General features: G+C 52.7%; 19 protein-coding genes. 11 read left to right on the plus strand and 8 right to left on the minus strand.

Annotation, left to right across the window (positions count from 1 at the left end):
* Positions 1–258 precede the first annotated feature (258 nt).
* Positions 259–1599: an MFS transporter gene (locus ACYAC5_RS02935; RefSeq protein WP_110867458.1), complete on the plus strand. Its 1341-nt coding sequence runs from the start codon at positions 259–261 to the stop codon at positions 1597–1599.
* A gap of 309 nt (positions 1600–1908) precedes the next feature.
* Here the strand turns inward: ACYAC5_RS02935 and ACYAC5_RS02940 are convergent, their stop codons facing one another.
* Both ACYAC5_RS02940 and ACYAC5_RS02945 read right to left on the minus strand, forming a co-directional pair.
* The gene (locus ACYAC5_RS02940) at positions 1909–2859 is read right to left on the minus strand and encodes an NAD(P)-dependent oxidoreductase (protein ID WP_462062374.1); all 951 of its coding nucleotides are present in this window, start codon (positions 2857–2859) and stop codon (positions 1909–1911) included.
* Positions 2859–3551, minus strand: coding sequence for an RraA family protein (locus tag ACYAC5_RS02945; RefSeq protein ID WP_462062376.1), 693 nt, complete (start codon positions 3549–3551; stop codon positions 2859–2861). Before ACYAC5_RS02945 ends, ACYAC5_RS02940 begins: the two co-directional genes overlap by 1 nt.
* A 171-nt stretch (positions 3552–3722) precedes the next feature.
* Between ACYAC5_RS02945 and ACYAC5_RS02950 the strand changes: the two genes are divergently transcribed.
* From ACYAC5_RS02950 to ACYAC5_RS02960, 3 genes are all read left to right on the plus strand, one after another.
* Positions 3723–4433: an IclR family transcriptional regulator gene (locus tag ACYAC5_RS02950; protein ID WP_192412459.1), complete on the plus strand. Its 711-nt coding sequence runs from the start codon at positions 3723–3725 to the stop codon at positions 4431–4433.
* A gap of 468 nt (positions 4434–4901) precedes the next feature.
* On the plus strand, positions 4902–5288 hold the full coding sequence (locus ACYAC5_RS02955) for a DUF1090 domain-containing protein (RefSeq protein WP_192412458.1): 387 nt from the start codon (positions 4902–4904) through the stop codon (positions 5286–5288).
* Positions 5289–5416: 128 nt separating this feature from the next.
* Positions 5417–5746 (plus strand): DUF1493 family protein, encoded by a 330-nt coding sequence (locus tag ACYAC5_RS02960; protein WP_008107769.1) that lies wholly within the window; start codon positions 5417–5419, stop codon positions 5744–5746.
* Between the two features lie 30 nt (positions 5747–5776).
* Here the strand turns inward: ACYAC5_RS02960 and ACYAC5_RS02965 are convergent, their stop codons facing one another.
* The gene (locus tag ACYAC5_RS02965) at positions 5777–6556 is read right to left on the minus strand and encodes an NAD(P)H-dependent oxidoreductase (protein ID WP_462062379.1); all 780 of its coding nucleotides are present in this window, start codon (positions 6554–6556) and stop codon (positions 5777–5779) included.
* Between the two features lie 88 nt (positions 6557–6644).
* On the opposite strand from ACYAC5_RS02965, the gene ACYAC5_RS02970 reads away from it, so the two are divergent.
* Positions 6645–7547: a LysR family transcriptional regulator gene (locus tag ACYAC5_RS02970; RefSeq protein ID WP_192412753.1), complete on the plus strand. Its 903-nt coding sequence runs from the start codon at positions 6645–6647 to the stop codon at positions 7545–7547.
* On the opposite strand, the gene ACYAC5_RS02975 is transcribed toward ACYAC5_RS02970, so the two are convergent.
* On the minus strand, positions 7544–10786 hold the full coding sequence (locus tag ACYAC5_RS02975; RefSeq protein ID WP_192412456.1) for a DEAD/DEAH box helicase: 3243 nt from the start codon (positions 10784–10786) through the stop codon (positions 7544–7546). The two genes, ACYAC5_RS02970 and ACYAC5_RS02975, sit on opposite strands and share 4 nt — an antisense overlap.
* Positions 10787–10998: 212 nt before the next feature.
* On the opposite strand from ACYAC5_RS02975, the gene ACYAC5_RS02980 reads away from it, so the two are divergent.
* The gene (locus ACYAC5_RS02980) at positions 10999–12048 is read left to right on the plus strand and encodes a DUF1176 domain-containing protein (RefSeq protein ID WP_192412455.1); all 1050 of its coding nucleotides are present in this window, start codon (positions 10999–11001) and stop codon (positions 12046–12048) included.
* Positions 12049–12130: 82 nt separating this feature from the next.
* Here ACYAC5_RS02980 and ACYAC5_RS02985 read toward each other — a convergent pair whose 3' ends face one another.
* Positions 12131–12808 (minus strand): YecA/YgfB family protein, encoded by a 678-nt coding sequence (locus ACYAC5_RS02985; RefSeq protein ID WP_176970789.1) that lies wholly within the window; start codon positions 12806–12808, stop codon positions 12131–12133.
* Between the two features lie 215 nt (positions 12809–13023).
* Here ACYAC5_RS02985 and ACYAC5_RS02990 point away from each other — a divergent pair, with 215 nt between their 5' ends.
* The 4 genes from ACYAC5_RS02990 (at position 13024) to ACYAC5_RS03005 (ending at position 16838) form a co-directional block, all read left to right on the plus strand.
* Positions 13024–14040, plus strand: coding sequence for an isopenicillin N synthase family dioxygenase (locus ACYAC5_RS02990; RefSeq protein WP_192412454.1), 1017 nt, complete (start codon positions 13024–13026; stop codon positions 14038–14040).
* Between the two features lie 17 nt (positions 14041–14057).
* Positions 14058–14840 carry a MetQ/NlpA family ABC transporter substrate-binding protein gene (locus ACYAC5_RS02995; RefSeq protein WP_101762205.1) on the plus strand — a complete coding sequence of 261 codons (783 nt, stop codon included), beginning with the start codon at positions 14058–14060 and terminating at the stop codon, positions 14838–14840.
* Positions 14841–15023: 183 nt separating this feature from the next.
* Entirely contained in the window at positions 15024–16169 is a 1146-nt protein-coding gene (locus tag ACYAC5_RS03000) for a serine hydrolase domain-containing protein (RefSeq protein ID WP_225614464.1), read from the plus strand.
* Between the two features lie 156 nt (positions 16170–16325).
* Positions 16326–16838, plus strand: coding sequence for an RcnB family protein (locus tag ACYAC5_RS03005; RefSeq protein WP_192412452.1), 513 nt, complete (start codon positions 16326–16328; stop codon positions 16836–16838).
* Here ACYAC5_RS03005 and pdxR read toward each other — a convergent pair.
* A complete protein-coding gene (pdxR, locus tag ACYAC5_RS03010) occupies positions 16835–18283 on the minus strand; it encodes a MocR-like pyridoxine biosynthesis transcription factor PdxR (protein WP_192412451.1) in 1449 nt (482 codons plus the stop codon). The genes ACYAC5_RS03005 and pdxR overlap by 4 nt on opposite strands.
* Positions 18284–18390: 107 nt before the next feature.
* On the opposite strand from pdxR, the gene ACYAC5_RS03015 reads away from it, so the two are divergent.
* Positions 18391–19104, plus strand: a complete 714-nt coding sequence (locus tag ACYAC5_RS03015) for a GNAT family N-acetyltransferase (RefSeq protein ID WP_192412450.1) — start codon at positions 18391–18393, stop codon at positions 19102–19104.
* Here the strand turns inward: ACYAC5_RS03015 and opgB are convergent.
* Positions 19101–21392, minus strand: coding sequence for a phosphatidylglycerol--membrane-oligosaccharide glycerophosphotransferase (gene opgB, locus ACYAC5_RS03020; protein WP_192412448.1), 2292 nt, complete (start codon positions 21390–21392; stop codon positions 19101–19103). The two genes, ACYAC5_RS03015 and opgB, sit on opposite strands and share 4 nt — an antisense overlap.
* Before the next feature lie 213 nt (positions 21393–21605).
* The gene (locus ACYAC5_RS03025) at positions 21606–21995 is read right to left on the minus strand and encodes a tautomerase family protein (RefSeq protein WP_101762200.1); all 390 of its coding nucleotides are present in this window, start codon (positions 21993–21995) and stop codon (positions 21606–21608) included.
* Positions 21996–22077: the final 82 nt, after the last annotated feature.

Consider the following 22077-nt stretch of genomic DNA (forward strand, 5'->3'; position numbering starts at 1 on the left):
GTTTTACTTACCTCATTTCTTATGATTTTCAGTAGACCCGCGGTGCGCGCGAAAAAGAAATCTCGCCAGCATCACAAAAATGAAAATCATCAGATACCTTTCTGTGACAAAAGACACAACCTGATTACAACTTCAGGCACAGAAGGGCGTTTGTCGAGATAATGATTGTACTCTGTACATCTAAGTTTTACACAGTACAACAATCGGCATTGCGAACATATCATCGCGTAAGGCCATGACAAACTTGTGAGGATTATCATGTCTGAGAAAAAGCACACCACGTCTTTCTCTGCCGATATAGAGCAGCAGACCGTTAAGAAGGTGGTTTGGCGCATTTTGCCCTTTCTCATCGTCTGCTATCTGATTGCCATCATTGACCGTGGCAACATCGGTATGGCCTCGCTACAGATGAATGAAGATTTGGGATTATCTAAAGCCGTTTTTGGTCTGGCCAGTAGCCTGTTCTTTGTGGGTTACTTTCTTTTTGAAGTACCCAGCAACCTTGCGATGCAGAAAATCGGTGCGAAGATTTGGATCTCTCGCATCATGGTCTCGTGGGGCATTATCTCGGTCTGTACCGCCTTCGTTGAGAGTGCCAATACACTTTACGTATTGCGTTTTTTACTGGGTGCAGCTGAGGCTGGATTCTTCCCTGGCGTGATTCTTTATCTGACTTACTGGATTCCGGGTAAATATCGCGCCCGCGTGATCGCCACCTTTATGGTTGCCATCCCTGCAGCGAATTTTATCGGCTCGCCCATTTCTGGGGCCATATTGTCACTTGATGGCTGGTACGGCATGCGCGGCTGGCATTGGTTGTTCATCCTGGAAGGCATTCCAGCGGTGGTTTTGGGTATTGCCGCCTTCTTTATGCTGAGCAACAGACCAAGCGATGCCAGCTGGTTAAATCAGGAACAAAAGGCGTGGCTGAATAGCACGCTTGAAGCCGAGAACGCGAAGAAGAAAGCGATCGGCCACATCTCTTTATGGCAACTGCTGCGCCATAAACATATCTGGGTGATGGCGCTGATTTATGCCGGCGCTTCTGCGGCAGGCTCAACGCTGAGCGTCTGGTCGCCGCAACTGCTTAAATCATATGGCCTGGATAACTTTACCACCGGTTTGGTGAACGCCATCCCTTACGGTCTGGCATCTATCCTGATGATTGTGTGGGGCAGAAGCTCCGATCGCAGCGGCGAGCGTCGCTGGCATACCGCGTTAACCCTTTTCCTGATTGCGGGTGGTCTGTTATCTGCCTTTATCACCAACAGTTTGACGGGCAGCGTGGTGATTCTGTCGCTGGTACTGGTAGGCGCGTATTCAATGAAAGGTCCGTTCTGGGCGCTCGCATCGGGATGGATGTCTTCCACTACTGCGGCCGCCGGTCTGGCTGCGATTGGCGCCATGGCTAACCTGATCGGCGGCGGACTGATGGTCAACGTTTACGGCATCATCAACCAGGCCACGGGCAGCCACACACTGGCTATGGTGCCGCTGGCGATTCTGTGTGGTATTGGCGGTATCGCCGTGCTGATCATGGGCCGCAAAAAAGAGTTAAACATTGAAGTCGAAAACACCGCGTCGCCGGTGAGTAAATAACGTCACCCTCCCGCGGGCGCTTATCTGAGCGTCTGCGGGAGGCTTTTCTCCCATTCCTCCCACCATCAATCCACTCCAAAAGAAGTTCACGTTCCGCCTCATCCAAGCTATGCACTTCTCGTTATCAAGCCGCTAAACGTCAGTGAGATCTCAGTGACAAGTCTGGATTGGAAAGACGTAACTGTCTTATCGAAGGGGCAACGCTGAGGGAGTGACGGAGATTTGCAGTGATAGCCGAGGTTGATGAACGACCTTACCGGCAAGCAAGTTGGTAAGGTCGTTTAACAAATGGTGGGGAGGGTTAATGCATTAAGACAGGGCACTTTCACTTTTGATCGGTTCAGCCAGCACCTTCAAAACGTTACTCGCTGCAGCTGTTCCCATTTTCACGTATGAGTTGTCACTGACGCCACCAATGTGCGGCGACAGGATGACGTTATCAACAGCCTGCCAGACATGTGGTGCGGTCAGCGGCTCAACAGCAAAACTATCCAGAGCAGCCCAGCTAAGGGTGCCGTCACCCAGCGCCGTTAGAAGCGCGTTATCATCGATCAGGCCACCGCGTGCAGTATTGACGAGAATCGCGCCTTTTTTACACTGACTCAGCCTGTCGCTGTTGATGATGTGCTGTGTCTGTTCCGTCAATGGGCAGTGCAATGAAATCACATCTGCCTGTTGTAGCAGAGCTTCAAGCGTGGAGGATTCACACTCGTCGGGAAAGGACTTGGCGAACGGGTCATAGGCAAGGACTTTCATACCAAACGCTTTGCCAATGCGAGCGACCCGACCGCCAATCGCACCCAATCCAATCAGACCCAGCGTTCGGCCTTCAAGCTCAACCGACTTGTGGGTCGATTTGTCCCAATGTCCCTGACGCATTCGGCGATCCAGCGGGAGAACCGCTTTGGCGCAGGCCAATATCATCGTCCATGTATGTTCAGCCACCGCTGCTGCATTAGCACCGGGCGCTGACTGCACGCTGATATGGCGCTCAGCCGCCGCTTTTTGATCGATAACATCAATGCCGCTGCCGTGCTTGGAAATAACCCGCAGGTGAGGTGCGGCATCCATGATGCGGGCGTTGATTTTGCCGTATCGAACAATAATCGCCACCGGATCGTGTTGGTGACACAGCTGACACAATTCGTCTTCACTGGGCTTTATGCCTGCGTAAACGATATCAAAGCCCTTGAGCAGGCCTAACGCTTCCTGCGCCAAATCGCTGCCGGTTACCAAAATTACGGGATGAGAAGATGCCATCACAATTCCTCCCCTTCATTCAACATTCCAGCCGCAAGCAGGGCTTTTTCCAGCCAGGGTGCGCGAATATCGCCTTCACGGATGGCGGCAATGCGTTTGGTCTCGGCATCCAGTTTTTTCTGTGCCAGCTCAATCAGCGCTGGTACATCTTCACGTGGCAGAACGACCACGCCGTCGACATCACCAATGATCAAATCACCAGGCTGGATGGTCGCTCCGGCAACAGAAACAGGATAGTTAACGCGGCCCGCGACAGATTTGGTCGGGCCACAAGGATTCAGACCTGCGGAAAACACCGGGAAGCCGTTTTCGCACAGTGCGTCGGCGTCGCGAACTGCACCATCGATGATGATTCCTGCGATGCCCGACGCTTCTGCCTGAGTGGACATGATTTCACCAATCAAAGCACAGCTGATATCGCCTTTACCGTCGACGACGATAACATCGCCAGGCTGAGCGATGGCGAGCGCCGCGTGAATGGCAAGGTTATCGCCCGGCCGAACCTCTACCGTGATGGCGGGGCCAGCAACTTTCATGGTGGGTGAAACGGGCTTTACGCGACCGTGCAGCGTACCGCGACGTCCGGCAACATCGGCAAGAATAGCGGCCTGAAACTCAGCAGCCTGTTTGACCAGCTCGGGCGCTGTACGGGTAAGGTCGCGCTTGATGAACGTATTCTCTGCGTGTGGCATAAATCACCTCTTCATGTTTTACCTGATACAACTATGTTGTACTATGTAAAACCACTATATCGATGTTAAATCAGATCGCACCAGCGTTAAGCTTTCATTTGTGATGTAAATACGATGTGAATCACAAATTGCACGGTAAACTCTTACCGTCGCAAACAGGAGACCGTACCGATGGGGAATGAAGGCGTAATTGCCGTTGAGAAAGCGCTGGCACTACTGGATTGTTTTAAGCCTGGCGAAGAGGCGTTGACGCTCACCGCTCTGGCACAATTTTCGGGCTACCATAAAACGACGGTTTACCGTCTTATGAACTCACTTGAACGCATGAACTACGTCATCAGACGCGACAGCGGCGTTTACACGTTGGGTCCCAGACTGCTTTATCTTGGCAAGCTCTATGAACAGTCATTTCATCTGGCTAGTATTGTCCAGCCTGAACTGCACGCGCTGGCGACGGCGACGGGTGAAAGCGCCACATGGTATGTGATTGAGAACGGTCAAAGGCTTTGCTTATTCAGAGCGGAGCCCTCCGAAGGATTACGAGAAACGCGCTTACCCGGTACACTTTTGCCGCTGGATAATTCAGCAATAGGGCAAGTGCTTCGCCATTGGGGACTCAATGAACCGCTTCTTGAATCTGCCCCAGAATTACCGCTCTTTACCTCCGGCATGCGTGATCCGCACATTGCTGCATTCTCTCTTCCCGTTTTTGGTGAGGGAAACAAACTGCTCGCCGCGCTGGCATTAACAGGTCCGTCATCGCGTTTAACGCAATCGATGCGCGACAGCGGTGTGGGCAAGATAATGAAAGAGACGGCTTACAGACTCTCCCTAAAGCTCGGCGCCCCTAAGATCAAATGTGATCATTTTTATTCGCTCTAGCTGGCCTGGATAGGTTCGCCTTGTAAATGATATGCCGCGAGTATTGCTAACTTCGGCAGTATGAATGCTAACTATTTCACCTGGGTATGAAGAAGATAACCGGGTGAATCGCACAGCGAAAATAACCCTGCATCGCTACCAGCTTAATTAACCATCTTTTTTTATAAATTATAGAGGCATTCAAGAAGGCTTTAAGTAATGATTATTCACCCTTCCTCATTACTTCTGATTCTAAAGCACTAAGTAAGATTGAAAATGGAGTGATTTATTTGAATGTGAAAGGTAAGGTTTTTTCTTTTAATAATCTCCCTGCTTATAAATACAATAATTCCATTTATACCATTCCCGTCGTTATCACGGCAAAGCCATACTGATTCTATGCAAAGTTAGTGCTGATGTGTGGTACTTAAGATCTTGTTAAGAACTCTTCGTATAATAGCGCCCATCAATGTAAACCAAGAGTTCACCATGAAAAACACCCTGATTTCCCTTTCGATTCTTTTCTCTGCTTTGACCGTGACGTCTGTTCAGGCTGCCAACCCAGCCACCGGCTGCGCCGCTAAAAAGCAGGATATCCAGCAAGAGCTGGCGATGGCGCGTGAGCATGGCAATGCTGCGCGCATCGCCGGTCTGGAAAAGGCGTTACGCGAAACCAAGGCAAATTGCACCGACAGCGGCTTGCTTACAGCGCGCCAGCAGAAAGTGGCCGAGAAGCAATTGAAAGTGCAGGAGCGCGAACAAGATCTAAGGGAAGCGCAGGCCAAAGGCCGCGGCGATAAAATTGAGAAGCAGCAGCGTAAACTGGCTGACGCGCGAGATGAGTTGAAAGAAGCGCAGGATGCATTAACGCAATAAACCAGGCATCCCGGCTGGGAAAACTGGCTCTTTGTCTCAAAATTCTCCTGCAGAGATTTTTTTCATCCAACTGTTGGGATTGCATGGCAGAATGGCGCTCCGGTGAAATCAGTGGAGGTGCAGAAGCGATGACAGTTGAAATTGAGCAGCGTATCTACGAGCTGGTGCGGCGTTACGACGGCGTTTACCTGTTTAAGCAAAAGACGCTGACGCCGCAGATTGATATTGATAGCGATCTTAACTTCGAGCGTGAAGAAGCCGCTGCGCTGATGGATGAGTTCTTCGGCGAGTTCAGCGTCGATCGCGGCGGATTCGTCATTGAAACCTACTATCCCGATGAGCCCTCGCTGGCGCAGATTCTCAATCCATTCAATAAGCGTGAAGTGCCGGTGGTACCCGATTTCACGCTGGGAATGTTGATTGAATCAGCAAAAGCGGGGCGCTGGCTGTACGAGTAACAGCAGGCTCAGCGCCGAGTCTGCCACCTTTCACCGCTTCACATGCACGCCAAAGCCACTCTCTTCCGGGACAAACTCCGCCTTTAAGGTCAGCGCAGGAATCTCATAGTCGCCGCTGTTCTGCTGACGGTAGACACTGGGCGCGGTTTCCGCCAACGTATCCAGCCTTGTAGCCAGCGCATCGCACCAGCCAGCAAATCGTTCTGCTGCTGACTTTTGTACACGATAGAAAACCAGCGGCGGCAGCACGCTAAAGCCGGGATAAAACAGCATGCCGTGCTGAATCGGAAACAGCAGATCGTTGATCGGGCCGTTAATGCCGCGCGGGCTGTAATGCGATTCCCATCCGCCGGTCGTCACCACCAGCATTGCACGTTTGCCGCTAAGATTGCCTTCGCCGTAACGATCGCCCCAATGCTGTTCGTTGTGCTCGCCCACGCCGTAAGCAAAACCGTTGGCGTAAACGCGGTCAAACCAGCCTTTCATGATGGCGGGCATCGAAAACCACCACAGTGGAAATTGAAAAATCACCGTATCGGCCCAGCGCAATTTTTCCTGCTCCGCGGCGATATCGGCGGCCTGCAACTGATGATCGTAGGCGAAGCGGGAATCCACCGTAGCATCGAAGTGGTCGCCCACTAACGGGGCGCGCGTGTCGGCAGCGTCGAGCGGCGCTTTCCACTGCATCGCATAGAGATCAGAGACCTGCACCTGATGTCCTGCATGCTGCAAATGCTGCACGGCAAAGTCTTTGAGTGAACCGCTCAGCGAACGCGGTTCCGGATGGGCATACACAATCAGTACATTCATGGGCTTAATCCTGTAAGATGAAAACCACTGCAGATTAAGTCGGCGCTGGCTATAGTGGAAATCAATTGCTGATATCTCAGGTATAGCCATAGTGAATATCGACTCGCTGGATTTGAATCTGCTGCAGACGCTCAACGTGCTGTTAAGCGAACTCAACGTCACGCGCGCGGCGCAGCGTTTGCATCTCTCGCAGCCTTCCGTCAGCGCTCAGTTGGCGCGATTGCGTAGGCATTTTGACGATCCGCTATTGTTACCGGGGCCGCGTGGCATGCTGCCAACGGCGCGCGCAGCAGCTCTGCGTGAGCCGCTGCGTCTGGCGCTGGAAGCGGTTGAGCGTGCGGTCGCGCCGCCCGATGCCTTTAATCCGGCCAATGCCGATGACACCTGGCGCATCGCCGCCACCGATTACACCTCGTCAGCGTTGGTGCTGCCTGCGCTCAACCTGATCCGCGCTGCTGCGCCGCAAAGTCGTATGGCGATATTGGCGCTGAATCCGCCGCTGGTGGCGCAGCAGTTGGAAAAAGGCGAGCTGGATGTGGTGTTTCATACGGGCGATAACGCGCCGCCGACGCTGCATCAACGCAAACTGTTCAGCGAGCGCTATGTGCTGGCGGGACGGTGCGATCACCCGCAGTTGCAACGTCTGCCGACGCTGGATCAATTCTGTCAGCTGGAATTTGTCATGGTATCGCCCGATGGCGGTGGCTTTAGCGCCGCCACCGATAATGCGCTGGCGAAGCTCGGGCGTTCACGCCGCGTGGTGCTGTCGGTGCCGCACTTCTTGTTTATGCAGGAAACGCTGGCGAGCAGTGATTTAGTGGCGGTGCTGCCCGAGCGGTTGGTGCGTCACGCTTCGCACCTCGCGGTTGTCGATCTGCCGCTGGAGGTGCCGGGCTTTGATATTTTGCTGCTGTGGCATGAACGTCTACACCGCGATCCGGCCCAGCAGTGGCTGCGGCAGCAGATTGTGGCGGCGCTGTCACGTTCTTAATCAAACTGCACAACCTCAAGTTTTTCCGAGATTTCCGGAGGCGCCATTTTGCTTAGCATTTCGTTAGCGATATTAAAATAATCGCATCCTGCCCAAATGGCCTTGCTGCCGATGATATAAACCCGTTTCTGCGCACGCGTTACTGCAACGTTTAACAAATTGGGTTTTGAAGATGCCCATTTCTCTCCGCCAGAATTATTAGCCGATAAACCGAGCACAATAATGACATTTTTTTCTTCTTTTCCCTGAAAGGTATGAACAGTACCAATCCTATCATCAATCCAGCGATTGATATCCTTGATGCCTTTTAGTTCCTGACTCAACAGGAATTTAAGTTGGTTTTTTATCTGTTTGAAGGGTGAAATAATATAGACGTCGGGCAGCGCGCCATGATATTCAAACCAGTCCTTTACCATCATGAGGACTTTTTTCCCCTGTGCGGGAACGTAATGTTTTCCTTCCACTTCACCACAGACATCTAACCAGCAACTCTCTCCCCAAATATCATTTTCAGTAGGCCAACGCTTGTCCCGACCATGTAGCATTTTATTGTTGTAAGCAATTGTGTTGGCGATACTGAACATTGGCTCATCACAGCGCCGATGGACGCGCAGCGGACTGCCGAGCCAATTCTTATTAGATATTTGTGCTGAACCATAGGGGTTCACTCTATCTGCAAGATTTTGTACTGATTGTGTTGTTGGAGACCACTGGCGCCAATCATCAGCGAAGGCACGCTGTGCAAGAGCTTCAACGAATGCTGGAGGAATAGTAAAAACGGGCTCAATCTGTAATGGATCTCCCACCACAACAGTACGTTTCGCGCGCCATAATGCTCCAGCCGCTTGTTGAGGTGTTGCCTGCCCAGCTTCATCAATAAATAACCATCCAATATCGCCAGCACCTAAATGCATGAACTGACGATGCACGGAGGCAAATGTAGAAGAAACCACCGGCACAATCATAAATAGAAGTTGCCACAACGCACGGCAGGCTTTGCTATCTGCTACACCACCGTTAATGGCGTCGCTGACGGAGAATATAACTTTAAGTAAGTTGCACTCTTTATAAGCTTCTTTCAGCCATGATTGGTGTAAATCAAGGGCACATGCTGAAAGTCGACTACGGGCTGCATTCAATATTGCGCCTTGACCGAAAGCGGTACGTTGAATGTCCTCAGCCTCAATATTGAAATCATCCGCAGCAAAAATGGTATCTTGATATTTAATCTTTAACGTTGAGCAATCTTGTTGTTTTGCATCCAGTTCACGTCTCGTTTGACTTAAACGTTGTTCAGTCAACTCCAATAGTGCCAAAGCAGAGCCTAATCTCTTTTTTAATCCTTTAATAATGACTTTAAGACGAGAGATCTTTCCAAATCTTAACGTCCACCATTTTGGTAAACGTTCAGCGCACCGCGTTGTTCGGGCGTGGAGTGAAAATATTCGTAAGCGTAACTGTTCTATTTTAAGCTGCTGTTGATGGAAAATATTGGACAGATCATTCAGACGTTCAAGTTGCTGAACTTCCTGAATGATACCTTGATAGTTTTGTTGCGCCTGAATAAAGGCTTTTTTAGCTGTTGAGAAGCTCACTATGTCTTTATTTTTTAAGGATTCAAACAGATGTCTGTATTCATCAGCCGGTGGTGTAGTTACAGCTTTTGTATGATTTTGTGTGAAAACTCTTTCTTTGAAGCGATCGCGATTCTTTTTCTTACCTAAAGCTACAGCAATCAATCCCCAGCAATCATCTTCTGGCGCAAGAGGTTTAATTAAATAGGTTTTATCTTCTTGCTTTTCATCTTCTTTCAAAATGCGTGAAAATGCTGCAAGTTTACGCGCGGCTGATTTAAAATAATCATGATGTTGCCAATCATCGCCAAGACTTTTTAACTGCGGTAGTTCGCGAGAGATGTTTTCAACAGCAGCATTATTGCTTGAAACAACCACCATTTCGTAGCCACACAGTTCAGAGCGCAGGCAGGGAATCTTTCGTGTGTCGCCATTAACGTCGATGGTAAACGAGCCAGAAAAGGCATCCTCAACCCGATCGAAACTTGCAAGAATAGCAGCACGCTTGACTATATTATTCGCAATTACATCACGTAGTAATGTGGTTTTTCCCGTTCCTGGAGGACCATTAACTGAATATAGCCCTTGATGCGTCAGTTCTTGTTCAAGAGTATTAATGGCAAATTGTTGCATTAAACTCATATTGTGTCTGCTATCTGAAAGCCAGCGTCCGGCAGGAAGCTGGGATAATCGTAATTTATCAATTAATAGCGTTCGTCCTGCCGGTAGAAGAAGATCTGCTTTTCTTTTACGACTTCCGGTTAGATAGCGACCTAATGGAGAATTAGCTTCTAGCTTATTCCGCTTGATATCTTGTATTATCAGCTCGATATCACGTAAGTAGAAGCTGTTTAATATACTTATTTCATTTGAGTAGTGGGCGGCAGAGTTCGAAGAATACTCCGGTTCGTTTAAAAGTTTCTTTTCAGCTATGTCGCTCAGGCCTGAAATTAAATCCAGGTCTAGCGGGGACGAGATATGAATTTTTTTAGGTGTAGTTTCATTTAACTTAATGAATAACGCAGGAGCAGGGATTTGAGGAGTGAAAGGCGTCCATTGTGCCATTGCTTTTAAAAACGCAATGATTTCGAAAGTGGTTAAAACAGACGGTAGGTGGTGTTGTTTTTTTAAATTATCAGCGACCGTAATAATTTCTTTAAAGCGCTGTTGTAATTTTTTTGTATCAACTTCATATGAATCAAAGTTAAGCCGATCTAATCCACCTTCTGCTATCTGACCTAATGCCCAGGTTACGGTAGAAAATTCAAAACTATCACTATCGATAACGCCATTATGGTCAATCTTACATTTTATCGAGCATGTACGACCTTCATTACCGAGTGCATCACTCTCGATATCACTGTTTTCAGCAACGAAAGGTTTGGCTTGCTGGAATATTTCGTCACGATCAAAAATGCCAAAAAAGAGTTCGTAGCGGTATTTTTTCTCAGGTAAATAGTCACTGCCTGCGCGCCTGACTTGCTGTGGTTCAATCCAGGGAAGTGAAGTAATATCTTGTAATTCTTCAATGTTAAGTTGAATTACGCCATCCGCATTATCTTCAAGATCTTTAATGTCAGTTGATTCGAAAAACTCTATTTTGTGCCAATAATCAAGAATATTTATGGCCTGTTGAGTACTCGAGATTTTGCTTTGCTCGTCCATGAAAATTTATATCCTCTGAATGTTTACCTGCTAATTCTTATACTACTGCTTTGAACGCTTAGCTTTCAATGATTAGCTCATCTGTGGAATGGTTAGTGGTAAACGACCCGGCGGCTGCTAGTTCTTGGCCATCCACGTGACCTTAAAAATTCACTTCTCCCGCGTCACAAAAATCATCACACTAGCCACCTTTACCATTATGGAGAGATGGCATGATTACCCGATTGCTGCTGGCGATGTCGCTACTTGCCAGCCTGAGTGCGCCGCTGTTGGCAGATCAAGACGGCGTCTCCTTTAGCCACAAAGACTGGGAACTGGCCTGCGATAACACGCTGACCTGTCGTGCCGCTGGTTACAGCGCCGAAGAGGGCGCGGGCGGCTCGGTGTTGCTGGTGCGCGCGGGCGGTCCCAATGCGGTGACGCACGGTCGCGTGGTGCTGGCCGATACCGGCGATGACGATTCTAAAGTGGTGAACAACTTAGCGTTGTGGATTGATGACCGTGCGCTGGGCGACGTGGCGAAAGCCGATAACGACGAATGGACGCTGACGGATGAACAAACCCAGGCGCTAATTAACGGCATTAAAGGCAGCGGCAAAGTGGAGTTTCGCGGTGGTGATGAGCCTTTCGATCTCTCCAGCAATGGCGCATTTGCTGTGCTGCTGAAGATGGATGATGCGCAAGGTCGTCTTAGTACGCCGGGCGCGTTGGTGCGCAAAGGCAACAAGCCGGAAAGCAGCGTACCGGCAGCGATGGCGATGCCGGTGATTCAGCAGGTAAAAGTGACTAAGGCCGATGCGCGTCCGTTGACGGCCGATGAGCTGGCGCTGTTGAAGCCAAAGCTGATTGCCTCACTCACCGACGACGACAGCTGCGACAATCTGGCTCCGTCCGACGATCAGCCGGAAGAGGGTGCGGAGCCGCTGACCTTAACGCCGGTTGATGATGCGCATGTGCTGATCGCCGCGCTGTGCTGGCGCGGAGCGTATAACGAAGGTTATGGCTATTGGCTGATCGATAAAGCATTGCAGGGCACGCCGCAGCTGGTGACGGATTCCGGCTCTGATTACAGTGAAGGTGTGATCTCAGAAGCGCAGAAAGGGCGCGGCATCGGCGATTGCTGGAGTACAGCGGCGTGGGTGTGGGATGGCAAAGCGTTTGAGCAGAGCAGCGATGCCACCACCGGCATGTGCCGCGCGATTCGTGCGGGCGGCGCATGGCAGTTGCCAACCTGGGTGACCGAGGTGAAACCGGCTCCCTGATAAAAACCGCACATATCGGTAGCGGCGCGATTAAAAGGCCAGGGACGCGCAATAAATTGCGCCGCTACGGAAGGTGCAAATATTATTTACCGCAGCACTGCTTATATTTTTTACCGCTGCCGCACGGGCAAGGATCGTTACGGCCGGTTTTCTCGCCGGCAAAGTGCGGCAGTTGAGGTTCAGGATCGGGCTGTGCCATGCGCTGTTCCTGCCAGTATTCATGCAGCTCCAGCGCCGCGGGGCGAATCGCCTCGATGCTGGCTTCAAACTCTTCCGGGGTGAAGGCTTCGCGCTTCGCCAGATGATCTTCGCTGCCGTGCAAGGCAATCGCCTCCATCATCGGCTGCAGTGATTCTGGCAGCAGCGACCAGTCCGCATCCAGCGCCACGCCGCGCAAATAGCCATAGCACCAATCTTCCACCACGGTGAATTCCTGGCCTTCCATCTCTTGGGTGCCAAACAGCGGATCAAACTGCTCCGGGAACTCGGCCAGACGCTCGGCGATGTCGTTCAGATGCTGGAAGGTCAGCGTCATAAAGCGATCCATCTCACGCTCATTCGACCACTTTGGAATGTGCTTTTTGCCGCCCCACATCGCCACCAGCCATTCGCTCGGTTCGATGTCGTTCGGGCCTGAGAGCAACGCCGTCAGCATGCCGTCCAGCTCAGCGGTATCCACCACCGAGTGTTCGTTGCCGTATTTCTCCAGCATATCTTCAAGCCAGTTGAGCTCTTTTTCGGTTAACGGACCCTGGTTCATACGGCGTCTCCTGCTGTTCATTGATGGGCCATGCCCAAAGTTAATTGGCGGCGATTATAGCGGGAAGCGGGCGCGATTTATCGCTTTTTGCATATCGATTGCTGAACCTCTCCTAAAAATGATTCGCCATAACTTATCGCGCAACAGTATTGGCTGCATTTGTCAGCAGATGGCAGCGTAAAGGCAGAATTTTTCTGCACGAAGGATGCAAAAGTATGGCCAGCACATTGCCGGTACTGGATTTAGCCCTGCTGGAACTGCCGGATGCGGAACAGGCGCAATACCTCGCCGAGCTGCGCGAAACCGCGCGAGACGTCGGCTTCTTCTATCTGGTGAATCATGGCATCAATCCGCAGCTGCTGCAGAACGTGCAAAGCATCACGCGCGCGTTCTTTGCCTTGCCAGATGAAGAGAAGCAGCGCGTTTCGATGATCCATTCACCGCATTTTCGCGGCTACAACCGCGCGGGCGTGGAATACACCCGTGAGCAGCGCGATCAGCGTGAGCAATTTGATATCGGTGCAGAACGGGCCGCCCTGACGTTGCAACCAGACGATCCGGCGTGGAAGCAGCTGCAAGGGCCCAATTTGTGGCCGCAGGCGCTACCGCAGCTGCGTCCGGTGATCCACGCGTGGCAGCAGGCGATGACTGACGTGGCGCTGCGTTTACTGCGCGCCTTCGCCAAATCTCTGTCGCTGCCGCCGGACGCGTTTGACGCGCTGTACGGCACGCACCCCAACGAACATGTGAAGCTGATTCGCTATCCTGGTCAGGATGCCACTGCTAGCCAGCAAGGTGTCGGCGCGCATAAGGATTCCGGCTTTCTGACCTTTCTGTTGCAGGACGATCAACGCGGATTGCAGGTTGAAGTCACGCCAGATCAGTGGATCGATGCGCTGCCGAAACCGGGCGCTTTTGTGGTGAACATCGGCGAACTGCTGGAGATCGCCACCAACGGTTATCTGCGCGCCACCGTGCATCGCGTGGTGTCGCCGCCGGCAAAACAGCAGCGCATCTCCATCGCTTTCTTCCTCGGCGCGCAGCTCGACGCCGAAGTGCCGCTGTATCAATTACCGCCGCAGCTGGCGGCAGAAGCGCGCGGACCGACCAGCGATCCCAGCAATCCGCTGCTGCGTGAAGTGGGCTGGAACTATCTCAAAGGACGTTTGCGATCGCATCGCGACGTGGCGCAGCGTTATTACGCTGACACTCTCAATCGCGTTAAATCATAAGAAACTAAGGGAAGCAGATGAATAAAAAGGTGATAGCCGCGTTGGCGATGGTTTCGGTGTTCAGCACTTACGCCTCGGCGGCCGCGCTGCGCGTGGCGGCCGATGCCGTACCGCACAGCGAAATCCTCAACCACATCAAACAGAGCGACAAGAAACTCGATCTCAAAGTGATTGAACTCAACGGCAACCTCAACGCCAACGAACTGCTGGCGCGCGGTGACGTGGATGCCAACTACTTCCAGCATGTGCCTTATCTGCGCGATCAGGAAAAAGCGCTGGGCGAGAAATTTTCTGTGGTCGCCACCGTGCATATTGAGCCACTTGGCATCTACTCGCACAAAGTGAAATCACTGAAAGATCTGCCTGATGGCGCGCAGGTGGCGGTACCGAATAATGTCACCAATCTGAGCCGCGCACTTTATCTGTTGCAGGCCAATGGTTTGATCAAACTGAAAAGCAGCAGCGCCAACACGCTGGTGACTTCCGCAGACATTACTGACAACCCGCACCATCTGAAGATTATCGAAGTGGAAGCGCCGCAGCTGCCGCGCGCGCTGGATGATGCGCAATTGGCGATCATCAATGGCAACTACGCGTTGCAGGCTGGTTTAGTGCCGTCGAAGGATGCGCTGGCGCTGGAACAGGCGAAAGATAATCCATATGCCAACGTGCTGGTCACTACGCCGAAACTGGCGCACGATCCGCGTATTCTGGAACTAGCGAAAGATCTGGAGTCAAAGCAAACTGCTGAATTTATTAACCAGCACTATAAAGGATCGGTTATTCCCGTTAATCAATAATCCCCGCCGCCACCTGTTTTTGGCAGGTGGCGCTGACTTTCTTCTGTGCTATATTTCGCCACCAACACCCGTCGCACCCTTTATAAAACATAAAAATTCGCTCAATCCATTGCCATGATTACCTTCGCCAGGAATAAACGGGTGCTGTGCCATCGTTTAACAATATGCATCATTGTGCTGGGCATGAGCGTATTGCTCAGCGCCTGCGGCACCTTGTCGCAAACCTCCGCGCCCGTTAGCGATAAAGTCTATCTTTCACACGCGACTTTTAATGAAAACGTGGATGACATCGTGCGCCATTACATGCAGCAAAAGCAGGTTTCTGGCATCAGCATCGCCATTATCCATCAACGCAGCCAGCCTGAATTTTACAGTTTTGGTGTCACCGATGCGCTGCACCGTTATCCCATTACGCCAGACACTTTATTTGCGCTCGGCTCGCTGAGTAAAGGCATCACCGCGGAGGTGATTATAGAGCTGGTGGATCGCGGTGAACTGCACTGGAACGACACCTTAGCGACGCTTTTGCCGCCCAACGTGCCGCTGAGCGCCGATGCCAAACGCATCACGCTGTTGCAGCTGGTGACGCACACCTCGGGCTTGCCGCGTCAGGATATGGATTTGCCGATGTTCATGAAATTTATGGGCTATCTGCGTAGCGGAGAGAACTTTTATGGCAACCTCGACAGCGACGCCGTGCTGGATTATCTGGCCGACTTTGACGCGCCCGCGCATCCTGGCGCGCGCTATTCCAATCTCGGCTATGCGCTGTTGGGCTACATCCTTAAATATCGCTTCCATCAGGACATCGAAACGCTGGCGCAGCGTAATCTGTTCCAGCCGCTGGGCATGACCAGCAGCAGCTTCAAGCCGCAGAGCCTGCGCGGCTATCCGTGGCGTGCGCTCGGTCATGCCGGCGATCAGCCTAAGCTGATTCCTCGCGGGCAAATCACGCCGGACTGGGCGTTTAAAAACAATATGGTGGCGGCCGCCAGCCTCTACAGCAACGCGCGCGATTTGATTCGCTATCTGGATGCGCACCTGCATGACGGCGCGGGCGCTTCGCTCAATGCGGCGTTTGCGCAGGTCAATCACGGCTACGAACAGCACGGCAATCAGTCACAAAATATCGCCTGGGTTACGGATACCTACGGCGATCAGCAGATTACCTATCAGGTTGGCTATATCGGCGGTTACTCCAGCTTTATTGGCTTTGATAAACAGAACGGCAATGCGATTGTGGTGCTGCAGAACGCGTTTAACTGGAGTAACTATCTGGGCATCGCGTTATTGATGGATCTGGCAAATAAAGCGCACGACAAAAACTAACATGGTTGCTTGCAATTTTACTGCGCCAAAAAGCGCCTGAGCTGAGGTATGCTGAGCAGCGAAATTTGACGCGCTAAGCGCGCCGGGGGAACCTTCTGCGTGCTTAACGTGTCAGTTAAATGGACAGTTAATAATTAACCAGAGTGGAAATCACCCATGCGCAGGACACACGTCAATCTTCTTTCTGCAGGAATTTTTCTGGGCGCTTTAAGCCTTGCTCCGGCCGCGCTGGCGGAAGGCGAGCAAACAGACGCCGTACCCATGCCGCCACAGGTGCAGCAAACCGCACCCGACGCGCAAACCCAGGCACCCGCCGCTGATGCGCCTGCTCAGGCGCCGGCCGCTGATGCGCCTGCCAGCAATGAACCGGCTGAATCCAGCGGCGATGTCGCGCCGATTCGTCCACCGCAAAGCGGCAATGCGGCAGCGCCAAACAACTACGATCTGAACACCATCATCATCGACTACAAAGAGTACAAAGTGGGCGATGTGGTGCCAGATGAGTACCGTAAAAAACAGTACACCATTGTTGAGTGGAAGCCACGCCATCTGCCAGCGCCGCAGCCAGGCACGCACTGGGCGTACATCAATGCCAACTACATCCTGATCACCGATGACACCGGTAAGATCGTGATGGGCAAATCAGGCGAAATCTTCTTCCGCGGTTAATTCCCCCGCAGCAGACGCGCTAACTGCGCGACGCCCGCCGTAATCTGGCTGGTGCTGGTGTTACCGTAACCCAGCACCAGCCCTTGTTGCTTCTGCTCCCCGAGATAAAATCCCGACAGCGCGCCCGGCGCGTAGCCACTCTGGATCAGCCGATCCACCAATGCCATATCGTTTTGATCCGCAGCCAGTGATAACACCAGATGCATGCCGCATTCGCCGCCCAGCAACGGAACCTGTGTGCCAAACGTTTGCTGTAATGCCTGTCGCAACGTCGCCTGCCGTTGGCGGTACAGACGGCGCATTTTGCTCAGATGACGGCTAAAATCACCGCTGCGTAAAAACAGCGCCAGCGCCTGCTGCTCAGGACGATTCCCGCCGCGCAGCAGTTCATGCAGCGCAGGGCGCAGCGGCGAGACCAGCTGCGGCGGCAATACCATAAACCCGAGCCGTAGCGCCGGAAACAGCGTTTTGCTGAACGAGCCGACGTAGATCACCGGCGTTGGCTGCGTCATGCCTTGCATGGCGGCGATTGGCTCGCCGCTGTAACGAAAATCGCTGTCGTAATCATCTTCGATAATCCACGTTTGCTGTTGTCGCGCGGCCGCCAGCAGCGCCAGACGACGCGGTGCGCTCATGATTGCGCCGGTGGGATATTGGTGCGTTGGCGTGGTGTAAATCAGGCGCGGCGGACGCTGCTGCCAGTCCTGCGGCTGCGGCGCCAGACCTTGTGCATCGACCGCTATCGGTTCAATACGCATATCTCCCAGCCGCATCGCCGCTTTCGCCCCGCGATATCCCGGCTCCTCCACCCAACCGATGTCGCCAGGGCTGCTGAGCAGCGCCACGCACAGCGTTAATGCCTGCTGCGCGCCTTCGGTAATTACGATTTGTTCGGGCGTACAGCGCACGCCGCGCGCTAATGCCAGATGCTGCGCCAGCGCGGCGCGTAGCGTGCGTTCGCCGAGCGGATCGCCATAGCCCAGCAGTTGCTGCGGCTGATGCAGCATCACGCGGTTCAGCGCCCGTCGCCACTGAGCCAACGGGAAATGTGCCAACAAAGGAACGCCGGGCCGCAGCGCCATCTCCTGACTCAATGTGCGATGGCTGGATCGCAACTGAGCGATGCGTGGTGACAAGACAATTTCGCTGCTGGCGGGCGGCTGAGTTTCCTGCGGTAGCTGCGCCATATTGCTGATGCGACTGCCCTGGCGATCGCTCAGCAAAAATCCTTCAGCCTGCAGTTGCGCCCAAACGGCGATCACCGTATTGCGTGAAACCGCGAGATCCAGCGCCAGCTGGCGTGTTGCGGGCAAACGCGTACCGGCAGCGAGTTTGCCGCTCAGAATCGCCTGCTTGATACGCTGGAACAGCTGCTGTTGCAGCGTCAGCTCGCCGTTGGTCTCTAGCGGGGCCAATAATAATCGATGCAGTGCAATATCACTCATTTACGCGGTTCCGTGGATCCATCAATTTCAACCATTGTGGCGCTTTTTAACACACCAGCAAAGTGGCACTCTGCGATTCTGGCCCTGACTGATAAAGGAATTAAGCTATGTCGCAACACACGAATGATTACGGACAACCGGTAGGATTTCCGCTGCCAGATTGGCAACCCCGCGCCTGGCCGAGCTATGAAACCTTCACCGGTGACTATTGCCGCCTTGAACCGCTGAGTGCCGAGCGTCATGGCCGCGAACTCTATGCAGCCTATGCGCTGGCTGAAGATGGCCGTGACTGGACCTATATGTTCGCCGAACCTTTTGCCGATGAAGCGGCCTATGTTGCCTATGCGCGTCAGCTGGAAAACGGGCGTGATCCGATGCATTTCGCGGTGATCGATCCCGTTAGCAACCGCGCGGTCGGTAGCCTGGCGTTAATGCGCATCGATGCGACAAACGGATCGGTGGAGATCGGCCACGTCGCCTTCTCGCCGTTGCTCAAACAAACGCGCATGGCTACTGAAGCGCACTATCTGCTGATGCGCTACGCCTTTGAGCAACTGGGCTACCGGCGCTATGAGTGGAAGTGTGACAGCTGCAATCAGCCATCACGAAACGCGGCACAGCGTTTAGGGTTTCAGTTCGAAGGGACTTTCCGTCAGGCGATTGTCTATAAAGGCCGCAGCCGGGATACCTGCTGGTTCTCGATTATTGATAGCGATTGGCCGCAGGTGAAACAGGGCTTCGAAAGCTGGCTGGCGGCAGAGAACTTTACGGCGGAGGGGACGCAACGCGAAAAGCTGGAGGCGCTGCGCACCCTACGTTAGTTTTGCGGAATTATTTTTATATCCACCATGCCGATCCCCAGTTTGCGGGGATCCTGGCCGATAATATTGCCGACATTCGACTCCTGCGGCTCCGGCGGCGCAATGATCAAATTGCGGCTGCCGGTTGGATTGGTGAAATGCAGCGTGGTGGTGGAGAAATCTTCACCTAAATTCAGTTGCTGCTCTTCATCGCCAACGCGCACCGGAATCGGACGGTGCGCATTCGGACCGAACGCCCGCGCGGTGATCACCACATCAAAGCGTTCCGGCAGCGGATCGGTGTACTCAATATTCACTTCCGGGGCCAGATTGGCATTTGACCAGCGTCCCCACTCTTCCGGGCGAGATATCCCTTTAAAACTTTTGACGCTGGTTGGCGCGCCAGGCACTGATAACAGGAAGCTGTCCGCGTTGTAGCGAATCGCGTTGTCTTCAATCCGAATCTGCTGCTCGTTGAGCTGGAAGGTTGCCGCACTCACTTCGGCTTTGGGGAAGCTGACTTTCGCTTTCCACTGCGGTTTATCAATGCGGGTAACGCTGGGTTTGGCGCCCATCTGTCCCATCGAAACACACAAATCGTTCGACAGAGCTAAATCTGGCTGCCACAGGCGCGCCATTTTAAAGCAGCGATCAACCCAAACGAATTTGTCGTCGGCAGCAAATTTAGCCAGCTGATAACGCAGTGGCTCCGCGTATTCGCCTTCGGGCAGCGGTTCAACATGCTTATCGGAGACGCGGAACAGAATCGGCAATTTGAAGGTTGCGCCGGAGAAGCTGAAGGTGTTTTTTTGTTGATCGACGGTAAAGCTGTCCATCTTACTGGGGAAATTCCACAGTTGAATGATATCCGCTTTCCACGCCGTGACGCGCTTCGCCATGTCTTCAAACTCGGTTGACAGCGAGGTGGAAGAGAGGCCGCTGCGACCAAGTCCAATCGCGTTATCCCCGCCGAGAATATCCAGCACCGTGGCGCCGTTATCCAGCGTACTGCGTTTGGCGTCGAGCACTTCCGCCTGAGGCTGATCGCCACGAATCACCATAAACAGGTCACGGCGCGGCTGCTTGATCAGGTATCGATGCGCGGTGTTATTCATCGCCAGATGATCGGAGGTCACCACGATGATGGTGTTTTTAAACCACGGCGACGCTTTGATGCGTTCAATCAGACGCGCCACATGCTCCTGCGAGCAGGCGACCGCGCTAAAGGATTGGTTTGGTTTGCCATCATAGCTGTAGCTTTTGCGCTGGCAGCTGCGCGAGATAAAACCATCCGGGTGATGGGTGTCGACGGTGAGAGTGAACAATGCGAAGCGTTTTTGCGCGCGCGATAGCTCTTCATATTTCTCAAACACCTCGTCCATCACCGTGTCATCGTAGTAGCCCCAGTTATTACGATAGCCGGGATCGGCGACGCGACTTTTCAGCTCCTGCGAGCCATACATATTGGCCGCATCAAAGCCATGTGACAGCAGAAAAGTGTCTTTACCGGCGAAGCGTAAATCGGCACCCTGAATAAACCAGTTCTCATAGCCAGAGTTTTTAAGAATGTCGCCCAGACAAATATTCTGCGGATAGAAGCTGGAGAGCGAGGCCGAGGCGTTGCCATCAAAAGGCGCAAACAGCGGGATGCCGCACTGTGAAGCCACCATCCCCGCGATGGTGTAATCAGTGCCAGGCAATTGTTCGGTTTGGCTGAAATCGATGCTGTTATCTTTTTCGCGGCTGAGTTCCGGGGCCAGACCGGGAAATGCCTGCTGATCGAAGTAGGTCCGTTCAAGACTTTCGCCATAAATGTAGACCAGGTTGAGCTTTGGCTCGGCGATCACCTTATTAGGCGTTTTGTAATAGGTTTCGAAGTCCGAATCGGCGAGGCGCGAATGTGAGGCGATCAGCTCTTTCACCTGGCGGAACGCAGGCGTGGTTTGTACCGAACCCGCAGCACAGGCAATCGCCAGCAAACTCCAGCCGAGGTGGTGCGGCCGCTTACGGCGGCGCAATAACCATGAAAGCAGGCAAAATAGCGAGAACAACGCGATGATCAGTCCGATGGCGGGCACCACATATTTGCTCACGCCCGCGCCGGTCAGGCTGTTGGTCAGGGTATACAGCACCGCGTCATTAATGCCATCGCCGGTAAAATAGTTGCTGGCGACCAGCGTGACGTTAAGCACGATAAACAGCGTGAGCAGCAGCAGGATCAGACTAAACCAAAATTTATTTCGCCCGGCTTTGAAGGAGTAGACTGCAATCGCAGCCAAAAAGAGTACTACCGAAACCAATTCGGACAACGTCAGATCCTCATTTTGAATGAATACGCAATCCTTGCGCCAACGACCCTCTGCGGGGATTTTGCGACAATCTATATTGGGTGTCACATGGCTGCAACACATCCAACCAGATTTGTGCGATGCATTCCGATTCGTTTAAGGCGGGTTCAGGCTGACTGTGGTTTAGCCTGGCAGCAACGGACGGACTGCTGCCAGTGAGGGCAGAGAAGGGAATCAGAGTTTTCCAGTGAGGTATTGCGCTTCGCCGTCGGCAAAGCTCCAGTCGCCTTTACTGTTGGTGATAAAACTAATCATCAAATCCGTGCCCTGTACGCCACAATTTTCCAGCAGCTCGCGTGCTAACTCTGCCATAAACAGGCACTTCTGCTCTTCACTTCTTGGGCTGGTATACACGCGCACCATGACCAGATTGTCGGTTCGCGCAAAGCCCAAGCCGGTATCCTGAAAGACCATCTGATAACCTTTGTTTTCGTGAACAATCTGATAACGATCGCGCGCCGGGACTTTGAAGGCGGTTAAGACCGCACGGTGTGCGGCATCCAGCAATGTGCGGATTTCTGATTCTGAACGGCCCTGAATAACGTCGAATGTCAGTAACGGCATAAATAAAACCTCGTTTTTGCTCACATGAAAAGAGTAGGATGTGGCGCTATGCTGCCGCTTGCTGCCGGAAAGAAAAAGCGCG

It is taken from the genome of Pantoea sp. y20 (assembly GCF_054903455.1).

Coding starts and splice junctions, on each gene's coding strand:
- ACYAC5_RS02935 (WP_110867458.1), top strand. CDS start 259: ATGTCTGAGAAAAAGCACACCACGTCTTTCTCTGCCGATATAGAGCAG.
- ACYAC5_RS02940 (WP_462062374.1), bottom strand. CDS start 2,859: ATGGCATCTTCTCATCCCGTAATTTTGGTAACCGGCAGCGATTTGGCG.
- ACYAC5_RS02945 (WP_462062376.1), bottom strand. CDS start 3,551: ATGCCACACGCAGAGAATACGTTCATCAAGCGCGACCTTACCCGTACA.
- ACYAC5_RS02950 (WP_192412459.1), top strand. CDS start 3,723: ATGGGGAATGAAGGCGTAATTGCCGTTGAGAAAGCGCTGGCACTACTG.
- ACYAC5_RS02955 (WP_192412458.1), top strand. CDS start 4,902: ATGAAAAACACCCTGATTTCCCTTTCGATTCTTTTCTCTGCTTTGACC.
- ACYAC5_RS02960 (WP_008107769.1), top strand. CDS start 5,417: ATGACAGTTGAAATTGAGCAGCGTATCTACGAGCTGGTGCGGCGTTAC.
- ACYAC5_RS02965 (WP_462062379.1), bottom strand. CDS start 6,556: ATGAATGTACTGATTGTGTATGCCCATCCGGAACCGCGTTCGCTGAGC.
- ACYAC5_RS02975 (WP_192412456.1), bottom strand. CDS start 10,786: ATGGACGAGCAAAGCAAAATCTCGAGTACTCAACAGGCCATAAATATT.
- ACYAC5_RS02980 (WP_192412455.1), top strand. CDS start 10,999: ATGATTACCCGATTGCTGCTGGCGATGTCGCTACTTGCCAGCCTGAGT.
- ACYAC5_RS02985 (WP_176970789.1), bottom strand. CDS start 12,808: ATGAACCAGGGTCCGTTAACCGAAAAAGAGCTCAACTGGCTTGAAGAT.
- ACYAC5_RS02990 (WP_192412454.1), top strand. CDS start 13,024: ATGGCCAGCACATTGCCGGTACTGGATTTAGCCCTGCTGGAACTGCCG.
- ACYAC5_RS02995 (WP_101762205.1), top strand. CDS start 14,058: ATGAATAAAAAGGTGATAGCCGCGTTGGCGATGGTTTCGGTGTTCAGC.
- ACYAC5_RS03000 (WP_225614464.1), top strand. CDS start 15,024: ATGAGCGTATTGCTCAGCGCCTGCGGCACCTTGTCGCAAACCTCCGCG.
- ACYAC5_RS03005 (WP_192412452.1), top strand. CDS start 16,326: ATGCGCAGGACACACGTCAATCTTCTTTCTGCAGGAATTTTTCTGGGC.
- pdxR (WP_192412451.1), bottom strand. CDS start 18,283: ATGAGTGATATTGCACTGCATCGATTATTATTGGCCCCGCTAGAGACC.
- ACYAC5_RS03015 (WP_192412450.1), top strand. CDS start 18,391: ATGTCGCAACACACGAATGATTACGGACAACCGGTAGGATTTCCGCTG.
- ACYAC5_RS03025 (WP_101762200.1), bottom strand. CDS start 21,995: ATGCCGTTACTGACATTCGACGTTATTCAGGGCCGTTCAGAATCAGAA.